This window comes from Micromonospora sp. DSM 45708 (genome assembly GCF_039566955.1).
Taxonomy (GTDB): domain Bacteria; phylum Actinomycetota; class Actinomycetes; order Mycobacteriales; family Micromonosporaceae; genus Micromonospora.
Genome location: NZ_CP154796.1, coordinates 676,690 through 698,715 on the forward strand (window position 1 = coordinate 676,690; position 22,026 = coordinate 698,715).

16 protein-coding genes and 1 tRNA gene are annotated in these 22,026 nt (G+C 73.3%); 10 read left to right on the forward strand and 7 right to left on the reverse strand.

Going from position 1 to position 22,026, the window contains the following annotated elements; genetic code table 11:
• Positions 1–12: 12 nt before the first annotated feature.
• The 3 genes from VKK44_RS03335 to VKK44_RS03345 are packed head-to-tail and all read right to left on the reverse strand — an operon-like array spanning position 13 to position 3,294.
• Entirely contained in the window at positions 13–2,193 is a 2,181-nt protein-coding gene (locus VKK44_RS03335; protein WP_343445366.1) for an MMPL family transporter, read from the reverse strand.
• Between the two features lie 36 nt (positions 2,194–2,229).
• Positions 2,230–2,775, reverse strand: coding sequence for a TetR/AcrR family transcriptional regulator (locus tag VKK44_RS03340; RefSeq protein WP_343445367.1), 546 nt, complete (start codon positions 2,773–2,775; stop codon positions 2,230–2,232).
• A 45-nt stretch (positions 2,776–2,820) separates the two neighbouring features.
• Positions 2,821–3,294, reverse strand: a complete 474-nt coding sequence (locus VKK44_RS03345; RefSeq protein ID WP_343445368.1) for a winged helix-turn-helix transcriptional regulator — start codon at positions 3,292–3,294, stop codon at positions 2,821–2,823.
• 575 nt (positions 3,295–3,869) lie between these two features.
• Between VKK44_RS03345 and ligD the strand changes: the two genes are divergently transcribed.
• Positions 3,870–4,829, forward strand: a complete 960-nt coding sequence (ligD, locus tag VKK44_RS03350; protein ID WP_343445369.1) for a non-homologous end-joining DNA ligase — start codon at positions 3,870–3,872, stop codon at positions 4,827–4,829.
• Between the two features lie 56 nt (positions 4,830–4,885).
• Here the strand turns inward: ligD and VKK44_RS03355 are convergent.
• From VKK44_RS03355 to VKK44_RS03370, 4 genes are all read right to left on the reverse strand, one after another.
• A tRNA-Arg gene (locus VKK44_RS03355) sits at positions 4,886–4,960 on the reverse strand.
• A gap of 76 nt (positions 4,961–5,036) precedes the next feature.
• Positions 5,037–5,732, reverse strand: coding sequence for a winged helix-turn-helix domain-containing protein (locus VKK44_RS03360; protein ID WP_343445370.1), 696 nt, complete (start codon positions 5,730–5,732; stop codon positions 5,037–5,039).
• A 153-nt stretch (positions 5,733–5,885) separates the two neighbouring features.
• Positions 5,886–6,557 carry a DUF305 domain-containing protein gene (locus tag VKK44_RS03365; protein ID WP_343445371.1) on the reverse strand — a complete coding sequence of 224 codons (672 nt, stop codon included), beginning with the start codon at positions 6,555–6,557 and terminating at the stop codon, positions 5,886–5,888.
• A gap of 10 nt (positions 6,558–6,567) precedes the next feature.
• Positions 6,568–7,401, reverse strand: coding sequence for a DUF3105 domain-containing protein (locus VKK44_RS03370; protein WP_343445372.1), 834 nt, complete (start codon positions 7,399–7,401; stop codon positions 6,568–6,570).
• Positions 7,402–7,498: 97 nt separating this feature from the next.
• On the opposite strand from VKK44_RS03370, the gene argS reads away from it, so the two are divergent.
• From argS to rho, 9 genes are all read left to right on the forward strand, one after another.
• On the forward strand, positions 7,499–9,166 hold the full coding sequence (gene argS, locus VKK44_RS03375; RefSeq protein ID WP_343445373.1) for an arginine--tRNA ligase: 1,668 nt from the start codon (positions 7,499–7,501) through the stop codon (positions 9,164–9,166).
• 2 nt (positions 9,167–9,168) lie between these two features.
• Positions 9,169–10,554, forward strand: a complete 1,386-nt coding sequence (gene lysA, locus VKK44_RS03380) for a diaminopimelate decarboxylase (protein WP_343445374.1) — start codon at positions 9,169–9,171, stop codon at positions 10,552–10,554.
• Complete coding sequence (locus tag VKK44_RS03385; RefSeq protein ID WP_343445375.1) at positions 10,551–11,855, forward strand: homoserine dehydrogenase; 1,305 nt, start codon at positions 10,551–10,553, stop codon at positions 11,853–11,855. Before lysA ends, VKK44_RS03385 begins: the two co-directional genes overlap by 4 nt.
• 112 nt (positions 11,856–11,967) lie before the next feature.
• Positions 11,968–13,017: a threonine synthase gene (gene thrC / locus VKK44_RS03390; protein ID WP_343445376.1), complete on the forward strand. Its 1,050-nt coding sequence runs from the start codon at positions 11,968–11,970 to the stop codon at positions 13,015–13,017.
• An 87-nt stretch (positions 13,018–13,104) separates the two neighbouring features.
• Positions 13,105–16,338: an efflux RND transporter permease subunit gene (locus VKK44_RS03395; RefSeq protein ID WP_343445377.1), complete on the forward strand. Its 3,234-nt coding sequence runs from the start codon at positions 13,105–13,107 to the stop codon at positions 16,336–16,338.
• A gap of 123 nt (positions 16,339–16,461) precedes the next feature.
• Positions 16,462–17,283 carry a polysaccharide deacetylase family protein gene (locus VKK44_RS03400; protein ID WP_343445378.1) on the forward strand — a complete coding sequence of 274 codons (822 nt, stop codon included), beginning with the start codon at positions 16,462–16,464 and terminating at the stop codon, positions 17,281–17,283.
• Between the two features lie 9 nt (positions 17,284–17,292).
• The gene (locus VKK44_RS03405; protein WP_343445379.1) at positions 17,293–18,525 is read left to right on the forward strand and encodes an MFS transporter; all 1,233 of its coding nucleotides are present in this window, start codon (positions 17,293–17,295) and stop codon (positions 18,523–18,525) included.
• Positions 18,526–18,619: 94 nt separating this feature from the next.
• Positions 18,620–19,522, forward strand: a complete 903-nt coding sequence (thrB, locus tag VKK44_RS03410) for a homoserine kinase (protein WP_343445380.1) — start codon at positions 18,620–18,622, stop codon at positions 19,520–19,522.
• Positions 19,523–19,861: 339 nt separating this feature from the next.
• On the forward strand, positions 19,862–21,985 hold the full coding sequence (gene rho, locus VKK44_RS03415) for a transcription termination factor Rho (RefSeq protein ID WP_343445381.1): 2,124 nt from the start codon (positions 19,862–19,864) through the stop codon (positions 21,983–21,985).
• Positions 21,986–22,026 lie beyond the last annotated feature (41 nt).

Sequence of the window (22,026 nt, forward strand, 5' to 3'; positions counted from 1 at the left end):
CACCCGGACGGCTCACACCTCGGCGGGCTCCTTCTTGGCCAGGTGGGCGCGCAGGCCCTCGCCTTCGACGTCCACGTTGGGCAGGATCCTGTTCAGCCAGCGCGGCAGCCACCAGGCGGCGTTGTTCAGCAGCGACATCACCGCCGGCACGATGGTCATCCGGACCACGAACGCGTCGATGGCGACGCCGATCGCGAGCGCGAAGCCCATCGACTTGATGATCGGGTCGTCGAGGAAGACGAAGCCGCCGAACACCGACATCATGATGAGCGCCGCGGCGGTGACCACCCGGGCGCCGTGCCCCATGCCGTTGATGGTGGCCTGGCGGGCGGTGTCCCCGTGCACGAAGTCCTCGCGCATCCGGGAGACCAGGAAGACCTCGTAGTCCATGGCCAGGCCGAACAGGATGCCGATCAGCAGGATCGGCAGGAAGCTGACCAGCGGCGCCGGCGTGTCGACGCCGAGCAGTCCGGCCAGGTGGCCCTGCTGGAACACCGCGACCGTGATGCCGAACGTGGCCGCCACGGTGAGCAGGAACCCGAGCGCCGCCTTCACCGGCACCAGGATCGACCGGAACACCAGCATCAGCAGCAGGACCGAGAGTCCCACCACCAGCAGCAGGTAGACCGGGAGCGCGTCGGAGAGCTTCTCCGACACGTCGATGCCGATCGCGGTGACGCCGGTGAGCAGCACCTCCGCGTTGCCGATGCCGCCGACCTGCCGGCGGATGTCGTGCACCAGCTCCTCGGTCTTCTCGTCGGTCGGCCCGGTCTTCGGGATCACGCCGAGCAGCGCGGTGCGGCCGGACGGGTCGAGCTGCGGCGGGGCCACCGCCAGCACGCCGTCGGTCTTCTGGATCAGCGCGGCGACCTGCGGCACGGCGGCCTGGGTGGCCTGCGGCGAGTCGGCGGTGACCACGACCGCCAGCCGGCCGGTGAAGCCGGGGCCGAAGCCCTCCCGGATCAGGTCGTTGCTGACCCGCGCCGGGGTGCCCTCGGCGGCGGTGGAGGCGTCCGGGAGCGCCAGGCGCATGTCCTGCGACGGGATCGCCAGCAGGCCGAGGCCGAGCAGGCCGACCAGGATCACCGGGATGCGGAATCGGGTCACCCAGTGCGCCCAGCGGAACCCGAAGCCGGAGCGGTCCTCCGAGCCGGTGCCCGGGTCCGCGACCGCCTCGCGGTTGCGGAGCTTGCGCGGCAGCACCTTACGGCCGGCGAAGCCGAGCAGCGCCGGGGCCAACGTGATCGCCACCAGCACGGCCACGGTGACGGTGCCGGCGGCGGCCAGACCCATCACGGTGAGGAACGGAATGCCCACCACGGCCAGGCCGGCCAGGGCCACCACCACTGTCGCGCCGGCGAAGACCACGGCGGAGCCGGCGGTGCCGACCGCGCGACCGACCGCCTCCTCGGGGGAGAGCCCGTCGAGCAGGTTCTGCCGGTGCCGGGAGGTGATGAACAGCGAGTAGTCGATGCCGACCGCCAGGCCGAGCATCAGCGCCAGGATCGGTGCGGTGCTGGTCAGCTCGACCGCGCCGCTGAGCGCGAACAGGCCGGCCATGCCGACGCCGACACCGATCAGCGCGTTCAGCATGGTCATCCCGGCCGCCACCAGCGAGCCGAACGTGATGACCAGGACGATCGCCGCGACCAGCACGCCGAGCGCCTCGGTCGAGCCGACCTCCGGCTCGCCGTTGAGCACCTCGCCGCCGGGCGCGATCTGCCAGCCCTGCGCCTCGGCCTGCTGGCCGACCTTCTCGTACGCGTCGCGCTGCTCGGTGGTGACGTCGTCCGCGCGGCCGGCGAACTGCACCTGGATCAGCGCGTACCGGCCGTCCGGCGTGAGCGCCTGCGCCTGGTAGGGGTCGATCGCGCCGACGACGCCGGGCAGCGTGGCCGCCTCCTGGGTGACCTGCTTGACCACCGCCTGGCCGGCCGGCGACGTGAGCGCGCCGTCCTGCGGCGCCTTGACGGCGATGGTGCCGGTGGCGCCACTGGCCGCCGGGAACCGGTCGGCGAGCAGGTCGATCGCCTTCTGCGACTCGGTGCCGGGCATGGTGAAGTTGCTCGCCGTCGGGCCCCTCAGCGTGGCCGCGGCCAGGCCGAGGCCGACGAGTACGACGAGCCAGACGACGGCGACGAGTCGCCGTCGGCGCAGGGATGCCCGGCCGAGCCGGTACAGCAGGGTCGCCATGGACCTTCCTTCGTCCTCGGGTGCGAACTGGTGGGATCAGGTGGTGGGTTCGAGCGCGCGGTGTGCCACGGCGAGCAGCGCGGGTCGCAGCTCCTCGTCGGGGATGTCCAGGAACTCGCCGCAGGTCTCGGCGATGCCGGCCAGCACGACCAGCGCGGCGACGCGGGCCACCGGCCGGTCGGAGAAGCCGGCGAACGCGGCGATCAGCCGTTCGGAGATCTGCTGGATGTGCGCGAACGCCGGCTGCTGGAGCAGATCCGGGAATTCACCCCGGAGCAGCGCGATCTCCCGGCGGAAGCGGACCGCCAGGTCGACGAAGCCCTCGGCGGCGGCCTGCTGCGCCGGCGCGCCGGTCAGGTCGGCGAGCCGGGCGTCGAGCGCCTCCAGCATCGCGATGGCCGGGGCCATCAGCTCGCAGAGCAGGGCGTCCTTGCTGGCGAAGTGGTAGAGCACGGTGGCCTTGGAGCAGCCCACCTCGCGGGCGATGTCCTGTAGTGAGGTGCCCTTGTAACCGGTGACGGCGAACCGACGGGCCGCGGCGGTGAGCAGCTCGTCGTGGGTGGCCGGGGTAGCACGTGCCATGCTCTCCAGCATGCCTGACCGATCGGTCAGCACCTGACCGATCGGTCAGACGGATCGCGTGGGCTTCGCCACAGGGTGCTCCCGGTCGTACGCGGCCCGCGCCGCGCTTATCGACTCGCGGTGCCGCTCGGCCCAGCGCGTGAGCGTGACCAGCGACTCGTACAGCTCCCGGGCCATCGGGGTGGCGGTGTACTCCACCTTCGGCGGCACCGTCGGATGCACGTGCCGGACCAGCAGCCCGTCGCGCTCCAGGTTGCGCAGCGTCAGCGTGAGCATCCGTCGACTGATGCCCTCCACCCGCCGTTCCAGCTCGGTGAAGCGGATCGGGCCGGGCGAGGCGGCGATCAGGATGCCGATGCTCCACTTGCCGCCGACCCGGTCCAGCGCCTCCCGCACCGTGCAGGCGGACGCCTGCGTCTCGCCCCGGGTCGGGTCGGCCGGGCCGGGCGCGCACCGGTTGTCCTGGAAACCCACCGCGCCTCCTCCGCTCGGCCGGATGGTGGCCTCGGCAAACATCATGCGCCATGGGTGACGCCGGGCGGCCGGGTGCCTGCGGCTGTCACGTGTCGAGGCGGAGGAGGACCTGTGGCATTCCTGCCTACGAACTTGATGGCATGGATGGGTCGGGGCTGGGCGAAGCCGGCCGACGGCCGGGCCGTGCCCGTGCCGTGTCGGCCGTGCCTGTGCCGTGTCGGCCGTGCCTGTGCCGTGTCGGCCGTGCCTGTGCCGTGTCGGCCGTGCCTGTGCCGTGTCGGCCGTGCCTGTGCCGTGTCGGCCGTGCCTGTGCCGTGTCGGCCGTACCCGCGCCGCCGGCCGTACCCGTGCGTGTCCGGGTCCTGTTCCCGGGCGTTGCGTCCGCGTCCGTCTCGGACGAGGTCCGCCGGATAGCCGTGACCCGTTCACGCCATCAAGTTTGTAGGAACCACTGGTGGACCGGCCGGTCGGTGCGCCGCCCCGGCGGCTGATCGGTCGCCCGGTGTGGCGGGCCGGGGAACTCCGCCGCCGGTCCACGCCGGGCCATCCCGCGCCGGGCGCGGGGAGTTGGCCGCCGTGTCGGGGTTGCCGAGGCGCGCCCGGGCCGGGAAGGTGGTCGGATGGGCGCCGCTGACGAGACCCGGGACGGGATCTCGCTGACCAACCTCGACCAGCCGCTGTTCGACTCCGCCGGCGCGACCAAGCGCGACCTGGTCGACTACCTGGACGCGCTGCACGGGCGGATCCTGCCGGAACTGCGCGACCGGCCGCTGTCGGTGCTGCGGGTCCGGCCCGGCCAGGAGCCGTTCATGCAGAAGAACCTGCCGAAGTACACGCCGGAGTGGGTGCGCCGCACCGAGGTCTGGGCGGAGGCGTCGCACCGGCGCATCTCGTACGCGCTCTGCGACGACCGCCGGACGCTGCTCTGGTTCGCCAACCAGCGGGCGGTGGAGTACCACCCCACGCTGGCCCACGCCGGGGCGCCCGAGCACCCCACCCACCTGGTGCTCGACCTGGACCCGCCGGAGGGGGAGACGTTCGGCGCGGCGGTGCGCGTCGCGCTGCTGGTGCGGCAGGCGCTCACCGACGCCGGGCTGGCCGGTGCGGTCAAGACCAGCGGCGCGAAGGGCCTGCACGTGATCGTGCCGGTGACGCCGGAGATCACGGCCGAGGAGGCCGCCGCCGCGACCCGGGCGCTCGCGGCCCGCACCGAACGGCTCGACCCGGCGCTGGCCACCACCGCGTTCATCCTGGCCGACCGCGGGGGCCGGGTCTTCGTGGACTCCACCCGCGCGTACGGGGCGACGGTGGTGGCCGCGTACAGCCCGCGGATCCGGCCCGGCACGCCGGTGTCGTACCCGATCGGCTGGGCCGACCTGGAGTCGGCGACGCCCGCCGACTTCACCGTGCGGACCGTGCCGGCGCTGCTCGGCGACCGTGACCCGTGGGTCGAGGCGTTGCCCGCGCCGCAGTCGCTGCCGGCGGAGCTGGTCGCCGAGGGGCGGACCATCCCGGTGGCCCGGGTCCAGGCGATGCACGAGGGCAAGCGGCGTGCCCGGGCCCGCCGGGAGGCCGGCTGACCGGGAGGCCGGCAACGCGAAAGCCCGGGCGCGGCGGCCCGGGCTTTGAGAATGTCTGGTGCCCCCGGCAGGATTCGAACCTGCGCCCCCGCCTCCGGAGGGCGGTGCTCTATCCCCTGAGCTACGGGGGCTCAGCGACCCGAGAAGAGTAGCAAACCCCTTCCCGGATCACCGAATCGGTATCGCCCGCGAGTCGATCTTCGCCGGTCAGGCGGCGGCGACGGTGCGACCGCAGCTCGGCAGCGGGTGCAGCGCGATGCGGCGGGGCAGCCGCCGGGGCCACTCGCTGCGCGGCCAGGACCCGTCCACGATCAGGTGCACGGTGCGTTCCTCGGCGCCGCTGAGCCGCAGGACGAAGTCCCGGGGCAGCGGCGGGTCCACCGACGGGGTGGTGACCATGAACCGCACCCGCCCCCGGGAGGAGACCGCCGAGACCACGTCGGCGGCGGGCATGGTGCCGCGCAGCCGGACCCGGCCGAGCCAGTAGATCTCCGCGGCGTGTTCCTGGGCGGCCCGGGTGATCGCCGGGTACTCGCTGCGTACCCATCGCTCGACCGCGCCGACGCAGAGCCCGCAGGCCCGCTCGCGCGGCTCGCGTGGGCCCAGCCCCCAGGCCCGGAGGTACGCCCCGACGATGCCGGCGTCCATGGCCAGCGCGAACCGGCGCTCGATGAGCGCGGTCAGGCTCTGCCGCGTCCACAGCTCCTCGTCGAGGCCGAACTCGTCCGGGTGGACGCCCCGCAGCACGTCGATCAGTTCGAGTTCCTGTTCGCGACTGAGCGTTCCCGGCTCGCCCTGCCGCAGTCCGCGACGGACGGCTGCCACCGCTCCGTCACCGCCGATGGTGTGGCGTCGGCACCAGCTGGTCACCGACCGCCCTGCGTCTCTGAGTGCAACCCCCACGTCCTGCGCAACGACCCCGAATCACAACTGGTCACGATATGTGGGTAGAAAAAGTCTATGAACCGGCATAACGGGCAAAGTTGCTGGGCCCGGACATGTCGGAGCCCGCGTCGCGAGCGCGACGCGGGCTCCGGTGAGCGGAGGACGGGACCGTCAGGGCGTGCCGCCCAGGCGCTTGAGCGCCGCGGTCAGGTTGGCCAGGTCGTTCTGCTGCGTGTTCTTCATGACCTGGGCGACCGCCAGCACGTCGTCGTCGTGACCCTCGGCGAGGATGCCGTCGATCATGTGGACCCCGCCGATGTGGTGCTTGATCATCATGTTCAGGAACATCACGTCGAACTCGCGACCGCTCGCGGCCCGCAGCTTCGCCATCTCCTCGGGGGTGGCCATGCCCGGCATCAGACCGTTGCGGACCAGCCCGGCGCCGTCCGGCATCCACGCCATCGGGGCCTGGTCGCCGGTCGGGTCCAGCTTCCAGGAGCGCAGCCACGTCTGCATGGTGCCGATCTCGCCCTGCTGCCCGGTGGCGATGTCCACACCGACCTGGCGGACCTCCGCGTCCTGCCCCTGGCGGAACGCCAGCAGGCCCATGGCCACCGCCTGGTTGTGGTGGGTGGTCATGTCCCGCGCGAACCCGGCCTCGGCCGAGCTCTCGCCCGGGCGGGTCAGCGTCGGGGTGAGCAGGCCGCCGGCGTACCCGAGGAGCAGCCCGACCACGACGGCGGCGGCCACGGCCAGCAGGCCGTAGCGGCGCGCCGCCGGCCGGCCGGACGCGTCGGCCGGGGCCTCGTCCAGCTCGGTGTCGGTGGTCACCGGAGCGGTCATCGCGGCGTCCTCACTGGGTGGGCTGCTCGGGCATGTTCTGCTGGAGGTTGTCCCGCGGGGTGGTGCCGGTGGCGGTCACGCCCTGGTCGCAGAGCGCGTTCGGGCCCTCGATCGAGGCGTTCACCCGCAGCGTCTTGATGAACTCGTCGATCCGGCCGTCGTCGGCGTTGTCGACCTTGAGCTGGAAGCCCCAGGCCTGGAGCGAGATCGGCTTGTCCAGCCCCTCGAACGGGCTGAGCATCAGCTTCTCCTGGCCCTGCACCTTGCTCTTGAGCTTCTCCACCTGGTCGGCCGGCAGGTCGGGGCGGTAGGTGATCCAGACCGTGCCGTGCTCCAGGCTGTGCACCGCGTGCTCGTTGGCGATCGGGGCGTCGTAGACGTCACCCATGCAGTTCTGCCACGCCTGGTTGTGCGGGCCGGCGACCGGCGGGGAGACGTCGTACTTGATCGTGCCGGGCTGGTGGTTTCCGCCCTTGACCAGGTTCTTGTCCTTCTTGCGGAAGTCGACCACGCCGTTGATCGCGTCGGCCCGCTTCTGCCAGGGCTGGGAGCCCTGGTAGACCGCGATGGCGCCGGCGGCGATGATGCCGACGGCCAGCACGCCGACCGCGACGAACAGGGCGATCGGGCCCCACGAGCGACCCTGGCTGACCTTCACCGGGGTCACCGGCTTGCGGCCCTTGCCCCCGGCGCCCGCCCGCGGGCCCTTGCCGCCGCCGGGCTTGGTCGCGCCGGCCTTGGCGGCGGGCTTCTCGGCAGCCGCGGGCCGGCCGGCGGCCGGCTTCTTGCCGGTGCTGACCACGGTGGGACGGCGTTCCGGGCCGCCCGGGGTGCTGATGCTCATCGTGCCTCGTCAGGTCGGTCGGTCAGGGGAGCGCGGGGCCGTTCACATGCTGGGTCGCCGCCGCGGTGCCCGAGTCTACCCCCGATAACATGGTTCGGTGACTCCCGCAGAACTCGCCGAGGTCGTCCTCGCCGCAGCCCACGCCGTCTTCGACGAGCGGGGCCTGGACCCTGCCGCGCTCCCCGCGCAGACCACCGTCGAGCGACCCCGTAACCCCGATCACGGTGACTACGCCTCGACGCTGGCGTTGCAGCTCAGCAAGAAGGTCGGCGTACCGCCGCGGGAGCTGGCCGCCGCGCTGGCCGAGCAGCTCGGCAACGCGCCGGGGGTCAAGTCGGTGGAGATCGCCGGTCCCGGCTTCCTGAACATCCGGCTCGACGCCGCCGCCGCCGGCCAGCTCGCCAAGGTCATCGTCGAGGCCGGCCCGGCGTACGGGCGCAGCGACACCCTGGCCGGGCAGCGGATCAACCTGGAGTTCGTCTCGGCGAACCCGACCGGCCCGGTGCACATCGGCGGGGTCCGCTGGGCGGCCGTCGGCGACGCGCTCAGCCGCCTGCTGCGCGCCACCGGCGCCGACGTGGGCACGGAGTACTACTTCAACGACGCCGGCTCGCAGATCGACCGGTTCGCCCGGTCGCTGCTGGCCGCCGCCAAGGGCGAGCCGGCGCCGGAGGACGGCTACGGCGGGGCCTACATCGCGGAGATCGCCGCCGAGGTGATCAAGATCCGGCCCGACGTGTTGGACCTGGCCGACGACGCCGCCCAGGAGGTGTTCCGGGTCGAGGGCGTCCAGCTCATGTTCGCCGAGATCAAGTCCTCGCTGCACGACTTCGGGGTGGAGTTCGACACCTACTTCAACGAGAAGGACCTGCACGACCGGGGCGAGCTGGAGGCGGCGCTGACCCGGCTGCGGGAGCAGGGGCACGTCTTCGAGTCCGAGGGCGCGACCTGGCTGCGCACCACCGACTTCGGCGACGACAAGGACCGGGTGCTGCGCAAGTCCAACGGCGAGTGGACCTACTTCGCCGCCGACTGCGCCTACTACCTCGACAAGCGGGAGCGCGGCTTCGAGCGGGTCGTGATCATGCTGGGCGCCGACCACCACGGCTATATCGGCCGGATGAAGGCGATGGCCGCCTGCTTCGGCGACGACCCGGCGCGCAACCTGGAGATCCTCATCGGCCAGCTCGTCAACCTGGTCCGCGACGGCGCCCCGGTGCGGATGAGCAAGCGGGCCGGCACCGTGGTCACCCTGGAGGACCTGGTCGACGCGATCGGCGTGGACGCCTCCCGGTACGCGCTGGCCCGCTACTCGGCCGACTCACCGATCGACATCGACGTGGAGCTGTGGACCCGGGCCAAGAACGACAACCCGGTCTACTACGTCCAGTACGTGGCCGCCCGCACGGCCGGGGTGGCCCGCAACGCCGCCGAGATCGGGCTGACCCGGGGCGACGCTTCCGCGTTCCGCCCCGAGCTGCTCGGCCACGAGAAGGAGAACGAGCTGCTCAAGGCGCTCGCCGAGTTCCCCGCCGTGGTGGCCACCGCCGCCGAGCTGCGCGAGCCGCACCGGATCGCCCGCTACCTGGAGGAGAGCGTCGCGCAGGCGTACCACCGGTTCTACGACAACTGCCGGATCGCGCCGCAGGGTGACGAGGAGATCACCGACACCCACCGGGCCCGGCTCTGGCTCAACGACGCCACCCGGGTGGTCATCGCCAACGGCCTGCGACTGCTCGGCGTCTCGGCGCCGGAGCGGATGTAGTCGTGCGCGCGCATGAGGCCGGCGCCCTGCACGGCGACATCGGCAACCGGGGGCCCGCCTGGCTGCGTCCCCCGGTCGACGTCAACGCCCTGGTGCCGCAGCTCTGGCCCCGCCACGTGGCGCGCGGCCCGGCCGGCGCGCTGACCGTCGCCGGTCTGGACGTCCGCGACCTGGCCGCCGAGTTCGGCACCGCGGCGTACGTGCTGGACGAGGATGACCTGCGGGGGCGCTGCCGCGAGTTCCGGGCCGCCTTTCCAGACGCGGACGTCTACTACGCCGGCAAGGCGTTCCTCTGCCGCGCGGTGGTTCGGATGATCGCCGAGGAGGGCCTGTTCCTCGACGTCTGCACCGGTGGTGAGCTGGCCACCGCGCTCTCGGCCGGGATGCCGCCGGACCGGATCGGCTTCCACGGCAACAACAAGTCGGTGGCCGAGCTGACCCGGGCGGTGGACGCCGGCGTGGGCCGGATCATCGTCGACTCGTTCACCGAGATCGACCGGCTCACCGCGCTGGCCCGCGAGCGCGGGGTCCGCCCCCGGGTGCTGCTGCGGGTCACCGTCGGCGTGGAGGCGCACACCCACGAGTTCATCGCCACCGCGCACGAGGACCAGAAGTTCGGCTTCTCCCTGGCCGGCGGCGCCGCCGTGACGGCCGCGTTCCGGATCCTCGACGAGGACGTGCTGGAGCTGCGCGGGCTGCACTCGCACATCGGCTCGCAGATCTTCGACGCCAGCGGCTTCGAGGTCTCCGCCCGCCGGGTGCTCGCCCTCCAGGCGCAGATCCGCGACGCCCGCGGCGTGGAGCTGCCCGAGCTGGACCTGGGCGGCGGCTTCGGCATCGCGTACACCACGCAGGACGACCCGGCGTCCCCGCACGAGCTGGCCAAGCGGCTCCGCAAAATCGTCGACGGTGAGTGCGCGGCGGAGAACCTGGCCGTGCCGCACCTCTCGGTCGAGCCGGGCCGCGCCATCGTCGGCCCGGCCGTGTTCACGCTCTACGAGGTGGGCACGGTGAAGGACGTGGACGGCCTGCGGACGTACGTCAGCGTGGACGGGGGGATGAGCGACAACATCCGCACCGCGCTCTACGACGCGTCGTACTCGGCGACCCTGGCGAACCGCGCGTCTTCCACGGTGCCGATGCTCGCCCGCGTGGTGGGAAAGCACTGTGAGTCCGGGGACATCGTGGTGAAGGATGAATTCCTGCCCGCCGACGTGCAGCCCGGAGATCTTGTCGCGGTGCCCGGCACGGGGGCCTACTGCCGGAGCATGGCCAGCAACTACAACCATGTGCCGAGGCCCCCGGTCGTCGCCGTGCGTGACGGTCACGCCCGGGTGATCGTTCGGCGGGAGACCGAAGACGACCTGCTCGCATTGGATGTGGGATGACCTCACCGGTTCGCTTGGCGTTGCTCGGCTGCGGCACGGTCGGCAGCGACGTGGTACGCCTGCTGCACGAGCAGTCGACCGACCTCGCCGCCCGGATCGGCGCCCCGCTGGAGATCGCCGGCATCGCCGTACGCCGGCTGGGCCGCGACCGCGGCGACCTGCCGGTCGACCCGGCGTTGTTCACCACCGACCCGCTCGGGCTGATCAAGCGCGACGACGTGGACGTGGTGATCGAGGTCGTCGGCGGCATCGAGCCGGCCCGCGGCTGGCTGGTCGAGGCGCTGCGCGCCGGCAAGAGCGTGGTCACCGCCAACAAGGCGTTGCTCGCCGAGGACGGCGCCACGCTGCACGACGCGGCGGCCGAGGGCGGCGCGGACCTCTACTACGAGGCCAGCGTCGCCGGGGCCATCCCGCTGCTGCGCCCGCTGCGCGAGTCGCTGCACGGCGACCGGATCACCCGGGTCACCGGCATCGTGAACGGCACCACCAACTTCATCCTCTCCGCCATGGACGCCACCGGCGCCGGCTTCGCCGAGGCGCTGGAGGAGGCCACCGAGCTGGGATACGCGGAGGCCGACCCGACGGCCGACGTGGAGGGCTTCGACGCCGCCGCCAAGGCCGCCATCCTCGCCTCGCTGGCGTTCCACACCCGGATCACCGCCGCCGACGTGCACCGCGAGGGCATCACCGAGGTGACCGCCGCGGACGTGGCCAGCGCCAAGGCCATGGGCTGCACGATCAAGCTGCTCTGCATCGCGGCCCGGGGCGCGGACGCCACCGGCCGCGAGACGGTGAACGTGCGGGTGCACCCGGCGATGATCCCGCTGACCCATCCGCTCGCCGGCGTCGGCGACGCGTTCAACGCGGTCTTCGTCGAGGCGGACGCCGCCGGTCAGCTCATGTTCTACGGCCGGGGCGCGGGCGGGGCGCCCACCGCCAGCGCGGTCCTCGGCGACGTGGTGGCGGTGGCCCGCAACCGCCTCGCCGGGGTGCGCGCGGCCAGCGAGTCGGCGTACGCGGACCTGCCGGTGCGGCCGATGGGGGAGGCGCTGACCCGCTACCACATCAGCCTCGACGTGGCCGACCGGCCGGGTGTGCTGGCGTCGGTGGCCGGGGTGTTCGCCCGGCACGAGGTCTCCATCGCCACCGTCCGGCAGGGTCCCGCCGGCGGCGACGCCGAGCTGGTCATCGTCACCCACGTCGCACCGGACGCCGCGCTCGCGACCACCGTGCGCGAGCTGCGCGGGCTGGACACCGTGCGGTCGGTCACCAGCGTGCTGCGGGTCGAGGGCGGCGCGTAGCCCCGGCGTCCCGCCTGATGGTTAGGTCGGAGTGTGCCGGTGACCGGTCGGGCAGGCTGGTCCACGCTTGAGACGGGCCCCTGACCGGGGCGGGAGAGGCGAGGAGCGCGACATGTGGCGAGGGCTGATCGAGGCGTACCGGGACCGGCTGCCGATCACCGACGCCACTCCGGTCGTCACGCTGCACGAGGGGAACACGCCGTTGCTGCCGGCGCCGGTGCTCTCCGGCCGGGTCGGCGCGGACGTGTGGCTCAAGGTCGAGGGCGCGAACCCGACCGGCTCGTTCAAGGACCGGGGCATGACGCTCGCCGTCTCCAAGGCGGTCGAGGGCGGTGACAAGGCGATCATCTGCGCCTCCACCGGCAACACCAGCGCGTCGGCCGCCGCGTACGCGGCCCGCGCCGGGATCACCTGTGCGGTGCTGGTGCCGCAGGGCAAGATCGCGCTGGGCAAGCTGGCCCAGGCGCTGGTGCACGGCGCGAAGCTGCTCCAGGTGCAGGGCAACTTCGACGACTGCCTGGCGTTGGCCGGCAAGCTCGCCCAGGACTACCCGGTCGCGCTCGTCAACTCCGTGAACGTGTACCGGCTGCACGGCCAGAAGACGGCCGCCTTCGAGATCGTCGAGGCGCTCGGCGACGCGCCCGACATCCACTGCCTGCCGGTCGGCAACGCCGGCAACATCACCGCCTACTGGATGGGCTACTCCGAGGACCTGCGCGACGGCAACGCCACCCGGGCCCCCCGGATGTTCGGCTTCCAGGCGGCCGGCGCGGCCCCGATCGTCACCGGCCGGATGGTGCCCGAGCCGTCGACCATCGCCACCGCCATCCGGATCGGCAACCCGGCGAGCTGGACGAAGGCGGTCGACGCGCGGGACGCCTCCGGTGGGCTGATCTCCTCGGTGACCGACCGGGAGATCCTCTCCGCGTACCGGCTGCTGGCCCGCGAGGTGGGCGTCTTCGTCGAGCTGGGCAGCGCGGCCAGCGTGGCCGGCCTGCTCCAGCAGGCCGCCGCCGGCCGGGTGCCGGCCGGGTCGCGGGTGGTGTGCACGGTCACCGGCCACGGCCTGAAGGACCCGGAGTGGGCCATCTCGACGGCCCCGGCGCCGGTGACCATCGCCAACGACGCCCTCGCCGCCGCCCGCTCGCTCGACCTGGCCTGAACGACCCGCCCCGCGGGCGGGGAGCGGGATCGGGTGCGGCAGACTCAGGGCACCCCGCAGACCCCTCTTCAGGAGTGGCCAACGCCCATGTCGTTGCTCGCCAGATTCAGTCTTGCCAACCGGGGCCTGATCGCCCTGATCGCGTTGGTGACCACCGCGTTCGGCGCGTTCGCCGTGCCGTCGCTGAAGCAGCAGCTGCTGCCCTCGCTGGAATTCCCCGCGGCGTTCATCGTGGCGCCGTACCCCGGCGCCGCCCCCGAGATCGTCGAGTCCCAGGTCGCCGAGCCGATCGAGAACAGCCTCCAGGGCATCCCGGGGCTGGAGAAGGTCACCTCCACCTCCCGCGAGGGCGCGGCCACCGTCCAGGTGCAGTACGCGTTCGGCACCGACCTGGACGACGTGGTCAACAAGATGGAGACCGCGATCAACCGGGCCCAGCTCCCGGAGGGCGTCGACCCGCAGGTGATCGCCGGCAGCACGGACGACCTGCCCGCGGTGGTGGTCGCCGCGACCGGCGACGGCGACGAGCGGGCGCTGGCCGAGAAGCTGCGCGCCACAGTGGTGCCGGAGCTGGAGGGGCTGGACGGGGTCCGCTCGGTGGACGTCACCGGAGCCCGCGACCAGGTGGTGACGATCACGCCCGACCCGGCGAAGCTGGCCGCCGCCCGGGTCGCCCCGACCGCCATCGCGACGGCGCTGAAGACCAACGGGGTGGCGGTGCCGGCCGGCGCGCTGGCCGACGGCGACCGGTCGCTGCCGGTGCAGGTCGGCACGCCGATCCGCACCGTGGACGACCTGCGCGGCATCGTGCTCACCACCGCGCCGGCCGCGCCGGTCCGCCTCGGCGACGTGGCCCGGGTGGAGCAGCAGCTCGCCCCGGCGACGTCGTTCACCCGCACCAACGGCAAGCCGAGTCTCGGCATCGCGGTGACCGCCAGCCCGGACGGCAACGCGGTCGGCATCTCGCACGACATCCGCGACCGGCTGGATGACCTGAAGGCCGCCTCCGGGGCGGAGCTGACGGTGGTCTTCGACCAGGCCCCGTTCGTCGAGCGGTCCATCGAGAGCCTCACCACCGAGGGCCTGCTCGGCCTGCTCATGGCCGTGGTGGTGATCCTGGTGTTCCTGCTCTCGGTGCGCTCCACCGTGGTCACCGCGGTCTCCATCCCGCTGTCGGTGCTGGTCGCGCTGATCGTGCTCTGGGCCGGCGACTACTCGCTGAACCTGCTCACGCTGGGCGCGTTGACCATCGCGGTCGGCCGCGTGGTGGACGACTCCATCGTGGTGCTGGAGAACATCAAACGGCACCTGGAGTACGGCGAGGAGAAGCGCGACGCGATCCTGGCCGCGGTCCGCGAGGTGGCCGGCGCGGTGACCGCCTCCACGCTGACCACGGTCGCCGTCTTCGCGCCGATCGCCCTGGTCGGCGGCTTCGTCGGGCAGCTCTTCGCGCCGTTCGCGATCACCGTGACGGTGGCGCTGCTCGCCTCGCTGCTGGTGTCGTTGACCGTGATCCCGGTGCTGGCCTACTGGTTCCTCCGGCCGCGCGCCGGCGTGGACGACGAGGCCGCCCGCCGGGCCGCCGAGGAGAAGGAGCTGCGCAGTCCGCTCCAGCGGGCGTACCTGCCGGTGATCGGCTTCGCCACCCGCTCCCGGAAGAGCCGGTGGGCCACCGTGGCGCTCGGCCTGCTGGTGCTGCTGGGCACGTTCGGCCTGGCCCAGAAGCTGGAGACGAACTTCCTGGACGACTCCGGCCAGGACACCCTGGCCATCCGCCAGGAGATGCCGGCCGGCACCGGACTCACCGGCACCGACCGGGCCGCGGCCCGGATCGAGGAGGTGCTGAAGCGGACGCCGGGGGTGGAGACCTACCAGGTCAGCGCCGGCGGCGGGGACAACCCGTTCGCCGGGGGCGGCGGCAGCGACAGCGCCTCCTGGTCGCTGGCGCTCTCCGACGACACCGACGCGGCGACCGTACGGCAGGCGCTGCGCAAGGAGTTCGACGCGCTCGGCCCGGAGGTCGGCGAGCTGACCTTCGGCGGCGGGCAGGACGCCTCCGCCAACCAGGTCGAGGTGGTGGTGCAGGCCGCCGACCAGGAGACGCTGACCCGGGCGGCGGAGGAGGTCCGGGCCGCGATGGCCGGCACCTCCGGCGTCGAGGACGTCACCACCGGCCTGGCCACCCGGGTGCCGCGGGTCGAGGTGACCGTGGACCGGGTGGCCGCGGCCCGCGCGGGTCTCACCGAGGCGGCCGTGGGGCAGCTCGTCGCGCAGACGTACCGGGGGGCGCCGCTGGGCCAGGTCACGCTGGACGGCACGGCGCAGGACGTGGTGCTGAGCACCGGGGCGAAGCCGCCGCTGAGCGTGGCGGAGCTGCGGGCGCTGCGGGTGGGCCCGGTGACGTTGGATGCGATCGCCGACGTCAACCAGGTCGACGGGCCGCAGCAGGTGACCCGGATCGACGGCGAGCGCAGCGTCTCGGTGACCGGCACGGCCACCGGCTCGAACCTGGGCGCGACGACGCAGGAGCTCCAGAAGAAGCTGGACGCGCTGGACGTGCCGGGCGCCACGTACGTCATCGGCGGGGTGAGTGCCGACCAGGCGGACGCGTTCGCGGACCTCGGCCTGGCCGTGCTGGCCGCCATCGCGATCGTCTTCCTGATCATGGTGGCCACGTTCCGCAGCCTGACCCAGGCGCTGATCCTGCTGATCTCGGTGCCGTTCGCGGCCACCGGGGCGATCGCGTTGCTGCTGGCGACCGGGACGCCGCTGGGCGTGCCGGCGCTGATCGGCGTGCTCATGCTGGTCGGCATCGTGGTGACCAACGCGATCGTGCTGCTCGACCTGATCAACCAGTACCGGGCGCAGGGCATGGGCGTCACCGAGGCGGTGGTCGAGGGCGGCCGGCGCCGGCTGCGACCGATTCTGATGACCGCGGTGGCCACCGTGTTCGCGCTGCTGCCGATGGCGTTCGGGCTGACCGGCGAGGGCGGCTTCATCTCCAGGCCGCTGGCGGTCGTGGTGATCGGCGGCCTGCTCAGCTCGACGTTGTTGACGCTGGTCCTGGTGCCGACGCTCTACACCATGGTCGAGCGCACCAAGGGCTCCGTCCGGGACCGCCGCCGGGGCACGCCGGAGCCGGCCGGCCCGCTCGGCCCGGTCGAGCCGGCCGAGGTCCCGGCGCCGGTGACCGTGGGGGGCGGGGACGGCCCGGTCGAGCCGCCGGCCCGCCCGTCCGGCGCGCTGGTCGACGGTACGGACCAGTTCGAGGTGCTCCGCCTGCCGAAGAGCCGCCGTTCCCCCCTTCCCCCGGCCGAGTGAAAGGCGGGGCCCCGCGCGACGCTTGCTGCGCGGGCGGGGCCCCCGCCTCACACCTCCCCCCGGTGGGGCACCCCCGAGCGGTACGCTCGGTTAGCTGGTGCCTACTTTGGGTGCGGGGGCGCGATGGCGGACGGCGTGGGCCGGTGGGGTCGGCGTACGCTGCTGCGCCGGTCGGCGCTGCTGCTCGGCGGTGCCGCGCTGGGTTCGGCCGCGACGCTGGAGAGCACGTGGGTGGCCGATCGCCGGCTGCCGCTGGCCGGCGGCCCGGCCAGCGCGACCCTCGGCAACCGTCACCAGGACGTCGGCGGGGGCGGCGTGCAGGTGGTCTGGGGGGCCCGCACCGGCGAGCCGCTGGTGGCGCTGACGTTCGACGACGGCCCCCGGCCACAGTGGACGCCGATGGTGCTGGACACGCTGGCCGAGCACCGGGTGCCGGCCACGTTCTTCCTGGTCGGTGAGCGGGCCCGCCGGCACGCCGCGCTGGTGCGCGGCCGGATGGGCGACCACGAGGTGGGCAACCACAGTTGGGCGCACCACGACCTGGCCCGGATGGACGCCGCGACGGTCCACGACGACCTGCGCCGCAGCCACGACGCGATCACCGCGGCCACCGGCACGGCGCCCCGGCTGCTCCGCCCGCCCTGGGGGCACCTGGGCGGCGCGGTGCTGTACGCGGCGGCCCAACTGGACTACCGGCTGGTGCTCTGGACACTCCAGATGGTCGAGAGCGAGTTCCCGCACGACCCGGCCGGGCACGCCCGGCGCATCGTGGCCGACGTGCGGCCCGGCACCATCCTGCTCGGCCACGACGTCGGTGACGAGCGGCGGATGGTCGCGCTCCGCGGCCTGCCCGACATGATCGCCGGGCTGCGGGCCCGGGGCTACGCGTTCGTCACCGTCTCCGACCTGCTGCGTCGCGCTGCCGGCCCGGGAGCCGCCCGATAGGGTGCCGGCGTGTCACCCACCCTCTCGGTCCTCGTCCGCAACCGCGACTTCCGCAACCTGTTCCTCGCCGAGCTGGTGGTGTTCGGCGCCGACTGGTTCGTCATGGTGCCGCTGCTGGTGCTGCTGCCGGAGCTGACCGGCAGCGGGATCTGGGGCGCGCTGGTGCTGGCCGTGGACACCGGCACCACCGCCCTGCTGCTCCCGTACGCCGGCACCGTCGCCGACCGGTTCGACCGCCGCAAGGTCATGATGGCGGCCAACGTGGCGGCGCTCGCCGGCGTCCTGCTGCTGCTCGGTGTCCGTGGCGCCGGGACCGCCTGGCTGGCGCTGCTGGCGATCGCGACCGTGGCCGTGGCGAAGGCGTTCTACTCGCCGGCCGCCCAGGCCGCGCTGCCCAACGTGGTCGATCCGGTGGACCTGGCGGCGGCCAACGCGGTCGCCGGCTCGGCCTGGGGCACCATGGCGGTGGTCGGCGCCTCGCTCGGCGGCATCCTGAGCGCCGCGGCCGGCCCGTACGCCTGCTTCTGGGTGGCCGCGGCGGGCCTGGCCGGGGCGGCGGCGCTGGCCGCGCTGATCCGGCGGCCCCTCCAGGCGCCCCGGGACCCGGCGGCGGGTGTGCCGCGCCCCTCGGCGGCGATCCGCGAGGCGCTCGGCTACATCGCCCGTCGGCCACGGGTGCTCGCGCTGGTGACGGTGAAGTCGGCGGTCGGCCTGGGCAACGGCGTGCTGACCGTCTTCCCGCTGCTGGCCGGCGTGTACGGGGTCGGCGCGGTCGGCGCCGGGCTGCTGTTCGCCGCCCGGGGCGCCGGCGCGCTGGTCGGCCCGATCCTGATGCGCCGGGTGCTCAGCAACCGGGCCTGGCTGCTCACCGGCCTGGCGCTGTCCATGTCGACGTACGGCCTGGCCTACCTGGGGGCCTCGGTGGTGTCCTGGTTCCCGTTGGTGCTGGTGCTGGTCTTCCTGGCCCACCTCGGGGGCGGCAGCAACTGGGTGCTGTCCAACTACGCGCTCCAGGGCGAGGTGCCGGACCGGCTGCGCGGCCGGGTCTTCGCCACCGACATGATGCTCGCCACGCTGGCCATCGCGATCAGCCAACTGGTGGTGGCGTTGGTGGTGGACCGGGTGGACGAGCGCACCGTGCTGGCCGGCTGCGGCCTGGTCACCGTGGTCTACGCGATCGGCTGGCGGTTCGCCACCCGGCGTCTCTCGCTCACCGACGCGGCGCAGCCGCCGGCCGGCTGACCGGGGTCGGGCGCGGCGGACGAGCGGCCGGGCCGGCGGTCCCACGCTGCGGGCGGTGCGGCGCGGTGTCGGGGTCAGGCCCTAGCATGAGCCGGTGCCGACGACTTTCGCCTCCGGTCCGGTCCGGGTCCGGGTGCCCGCGACCAGCGCCAACCTCGGCCCCGGTTTCGACGCGCTCGGGCTGGCTCTCGGCCGGCACGACGACGTGACGGCCGAGGTGACCGGCGGCGGCGTCCGGGTGGGGGTCACCGGCGAGGGCGCCGGTGAGCTGCCGGCGGACGACCGGCACCTGGTGGTGACCGCCATGCGGGCCGCGTTCGACGTGTTGGGCGCGCAGCCCGCCGGCCTGGCGTTGGAGTGCGTCAACCGGATCCCGCAGGCCCGCGGTCTGGGTTCGTCCTCGGCGGCCATCGTGGCCGGGGTGCTGGCGGCCCGCGCGCTGGTGGTCGACGGCGGGCAGCGGCTGGACGACGATGCCGCGCTGCGCCTGGCGGCGGAGCTTGAGGGGCATCCGGACAACGTGGCGCCGTGCCTGCTCGGCGGCTTCACGATCGCCTGGACGGAGCCGTCCGGCGCCCGGGCGGTCTCGCTGCCGGTGGCGACCGCGGTCCGGCCCACCGTCTTCGTGCCTGCCGAGCGGGGCCTGACCGCGGCGGCCCGGGCCGCCCTGCCGGCCACCGTGCCGCACGCCGACGCCGCGGCCAACGCGGGCCGGGCTGCGCTGCTGGTGCACGCGCTGACCGTCGACCCGGCGCTGCTGCTGCCGGCCACCGTCGACCGCCTCCACCAGGAGCAGCGCGCCCCGGGGATGCCGGCCAGCGCCCGGCTGGTCGCCGCGCTGCGTGAGGCGGGTGTGGCCGCCGTGATCAGTGGGGCCGGCCCGACCGTGCTGGCGCTCTCCGACGTGCCGGTGGGCTTCGAGGTGGGAACAGAATGGCGCCGGTGGGAGTTGCCGACAGATGTCAGCGGAGCCCGGGTTTTCCGGGGTAGACTTTGACACGCCGAGCGGGACCCTGTTGCCGCAGGTCGGAAGAGTTGATTACCCTCTAGACCGAGCACAGCCGCGAAGCATGCGATCTTCCTGCGGTTCGGCGCACCCCCGAAGCTCTCGGCGGTCAGCCCGTCACCCCTGCCCAAGGCCTACGCCGCACCGCAGTTTCCACAGGTCGCCGCAGACGGCGAGACCTGCTCACCGAGGTTGGTGAGTCGGGAGACCGCCCTGCTGCTGTGTTACAGACTCCCGCGACGCGTCCATGCGAGGCGGGTGCACCGAGGCCGCCCGGCCACCTGGTTCCACGACTCCGGGCAGCCCCGGCCTATCGAGGGAAGGAATCCATTGAGCGACACCACCGACGTGACGTCGGATGTTTCCAACGTCGCTGGCGATGCCACCACCGCGGCCCCCACACGCCGTCGGCGCAGCGGTACCGGCCTGTCGGCGATGCTGCTGCCGGAGCTCCAGAGCCTGGCCGCGTCGCTCGGCATCTCTGGTACGGCTCGCATGCGCAAGGGCGAGCTGATCAGTGCGATCACCGAGCGGCAGGGCGGCGCCGCCGCCGGAACCCCTCGACCGCGGGCCGAGGTCGCGGCCGCGGCGGCTCCCGCCCGCGAGGAGGTGCACGCCGAGGTCCGTGAGGAGCGGGCCGAGGGCGGGCGTCGTCCCGCCGAGCAGGCGCCGGCCGCCGAGGCGACCGAGGGCCGTACCCGTGGCCGCCGCACCCGGGCCGCGAGCGCGACCACGGAGGCACGTCAGGCCGAGGCACGCCCGGTCGAGGCGCGTCCGGCCGAGGCGCCCGCCGAGCAGGCGCCCGCCGAGACCGGCGAGCGGGCCGAGCGCGGTGCCGAGCGCGACGAGCGTGCCGAGGGCCGGGGCCGTACCGAGCGGGGCGAGCGTGCCGAGCGGGGCGACCGTAACGACCGTGCCGAGCGGGGCGACCGTAACGACCGTGCCGACCGGGGCGACCGTGCCGAGCGTAACGACCGGGGCGAGCGTGCCGAGCGGGGCGAGCGTGCCGAGCGGGGCGACCGCAACGAGCGTGCCGAGCGGAGCGACCGCAACGACCGGGGCGAGCGCGCCGAGCGTAACGACCGGAGCGACCGGAGCGACCGCAACGATCGCGCCGACCGCAACGACCGGGGTGACCGGAACGACCGGGGTCAGCGTGCCGAGCGGGACAACCGGGACAGCCGGGACAACGACGACGACGACGAGAACGGCGGCCGGCGGGGCCGGCGCAGCCGGTTCCGGGACCGTCGGCGTGGCCGCGGCGAGCGGGGCGAGAACGGCGACGGCGGTGCCACCGCCCGCGAGCCGCAGGTCGGCGAGGACGACGTGCTCGTCCCGGTGGCCGGCATCATCGACGTGCTCGACAACTACGCCTTCGTCCGGACCACCGGCTACCTGGCCGGCCCGAACGACGTGTACGTCTCGATGTCCCAGATCAAGAAGTACGGCCTGCGCCGCGGTGACGCCATCACCGGCGCGGTGCGGGCGGCCCGGGACGGCGAGCAGCGGCGCGACAAGTACAACCCGCTGGTCCGGCTGGACACCATCAACGGGATGGAGCCGGACGAGGCGAAGCGCCGGCCGGAGTTCTACAAGCTCACCCCGCTCTACCCGCAGGAGCGGCTGCGGCTGGAGACCGAGCCGCACATCCTGACCACCCGGGTCATCGACCTGGTCATGCCGATCGGCAAGGGTCAGCGTGCGCTCATCCAGTCGCCGCCCAAGGCGGGCAAGACCATGGTGTTGCAGGCGATCGCGAACGCGATCACCCGCAACAACCCGGAGTGCCACCTGATGGTGGTGCTGGTGGACGAGCGACCCGAAGAGGTCACCGACATGCAGCGGTCGATCAAGGGCGAGGTCATCGCGGCCACGTTCGACCGTCCGCCGCAGGACCACACCACGGTGGCCGAGCTGGCGATCGAGCGGGCGAAGCGCCTGGTGGAGCTGGGGCACGACGTGGTCGTGCTGCTCGACTCGGTGACCCGGCTCGGTCGGTCGTACAACCTGGCGGCGCCGGCCAGCGGCCGGATCATGTCGGGTGGTATCGACTCCACCGCGCTCTACCCGCCGAAGCGCTTCCTCGGCGCGGCCCGCAACATCGAGAACGGCGGCTCGCTGACCATCATCGCCACGGCGCTGGTGGAGACCGGGTCCATGGCGGACACGGTCATCTTCGAGGAGTTCAAGGGCACCGGCAACGCCGAGCTGAAGCTGGACCGGAAGATCGCCGACAAGCGCGTCTTCCCGGCGATCGACATCAACCCCACCGGCACGCGTAAGGAGGAGGTCCTGCTCGCGCCGGAGGAGTTGGCGATCATCCACAAGCTCCGCAAGGTGCTGCACTCGCTGGACTCGCAGGCCGCGCTGGACCTGCTGCTGGACCGGCTCAAGCAGTCCCGCACCAACATCGAGTTCCTGATGCAGATCGCGAAGTCCACTCCGGGCGAGTGACCTGACGGACCGACGACGAGGGGCACGGCCACCGGCCGTGC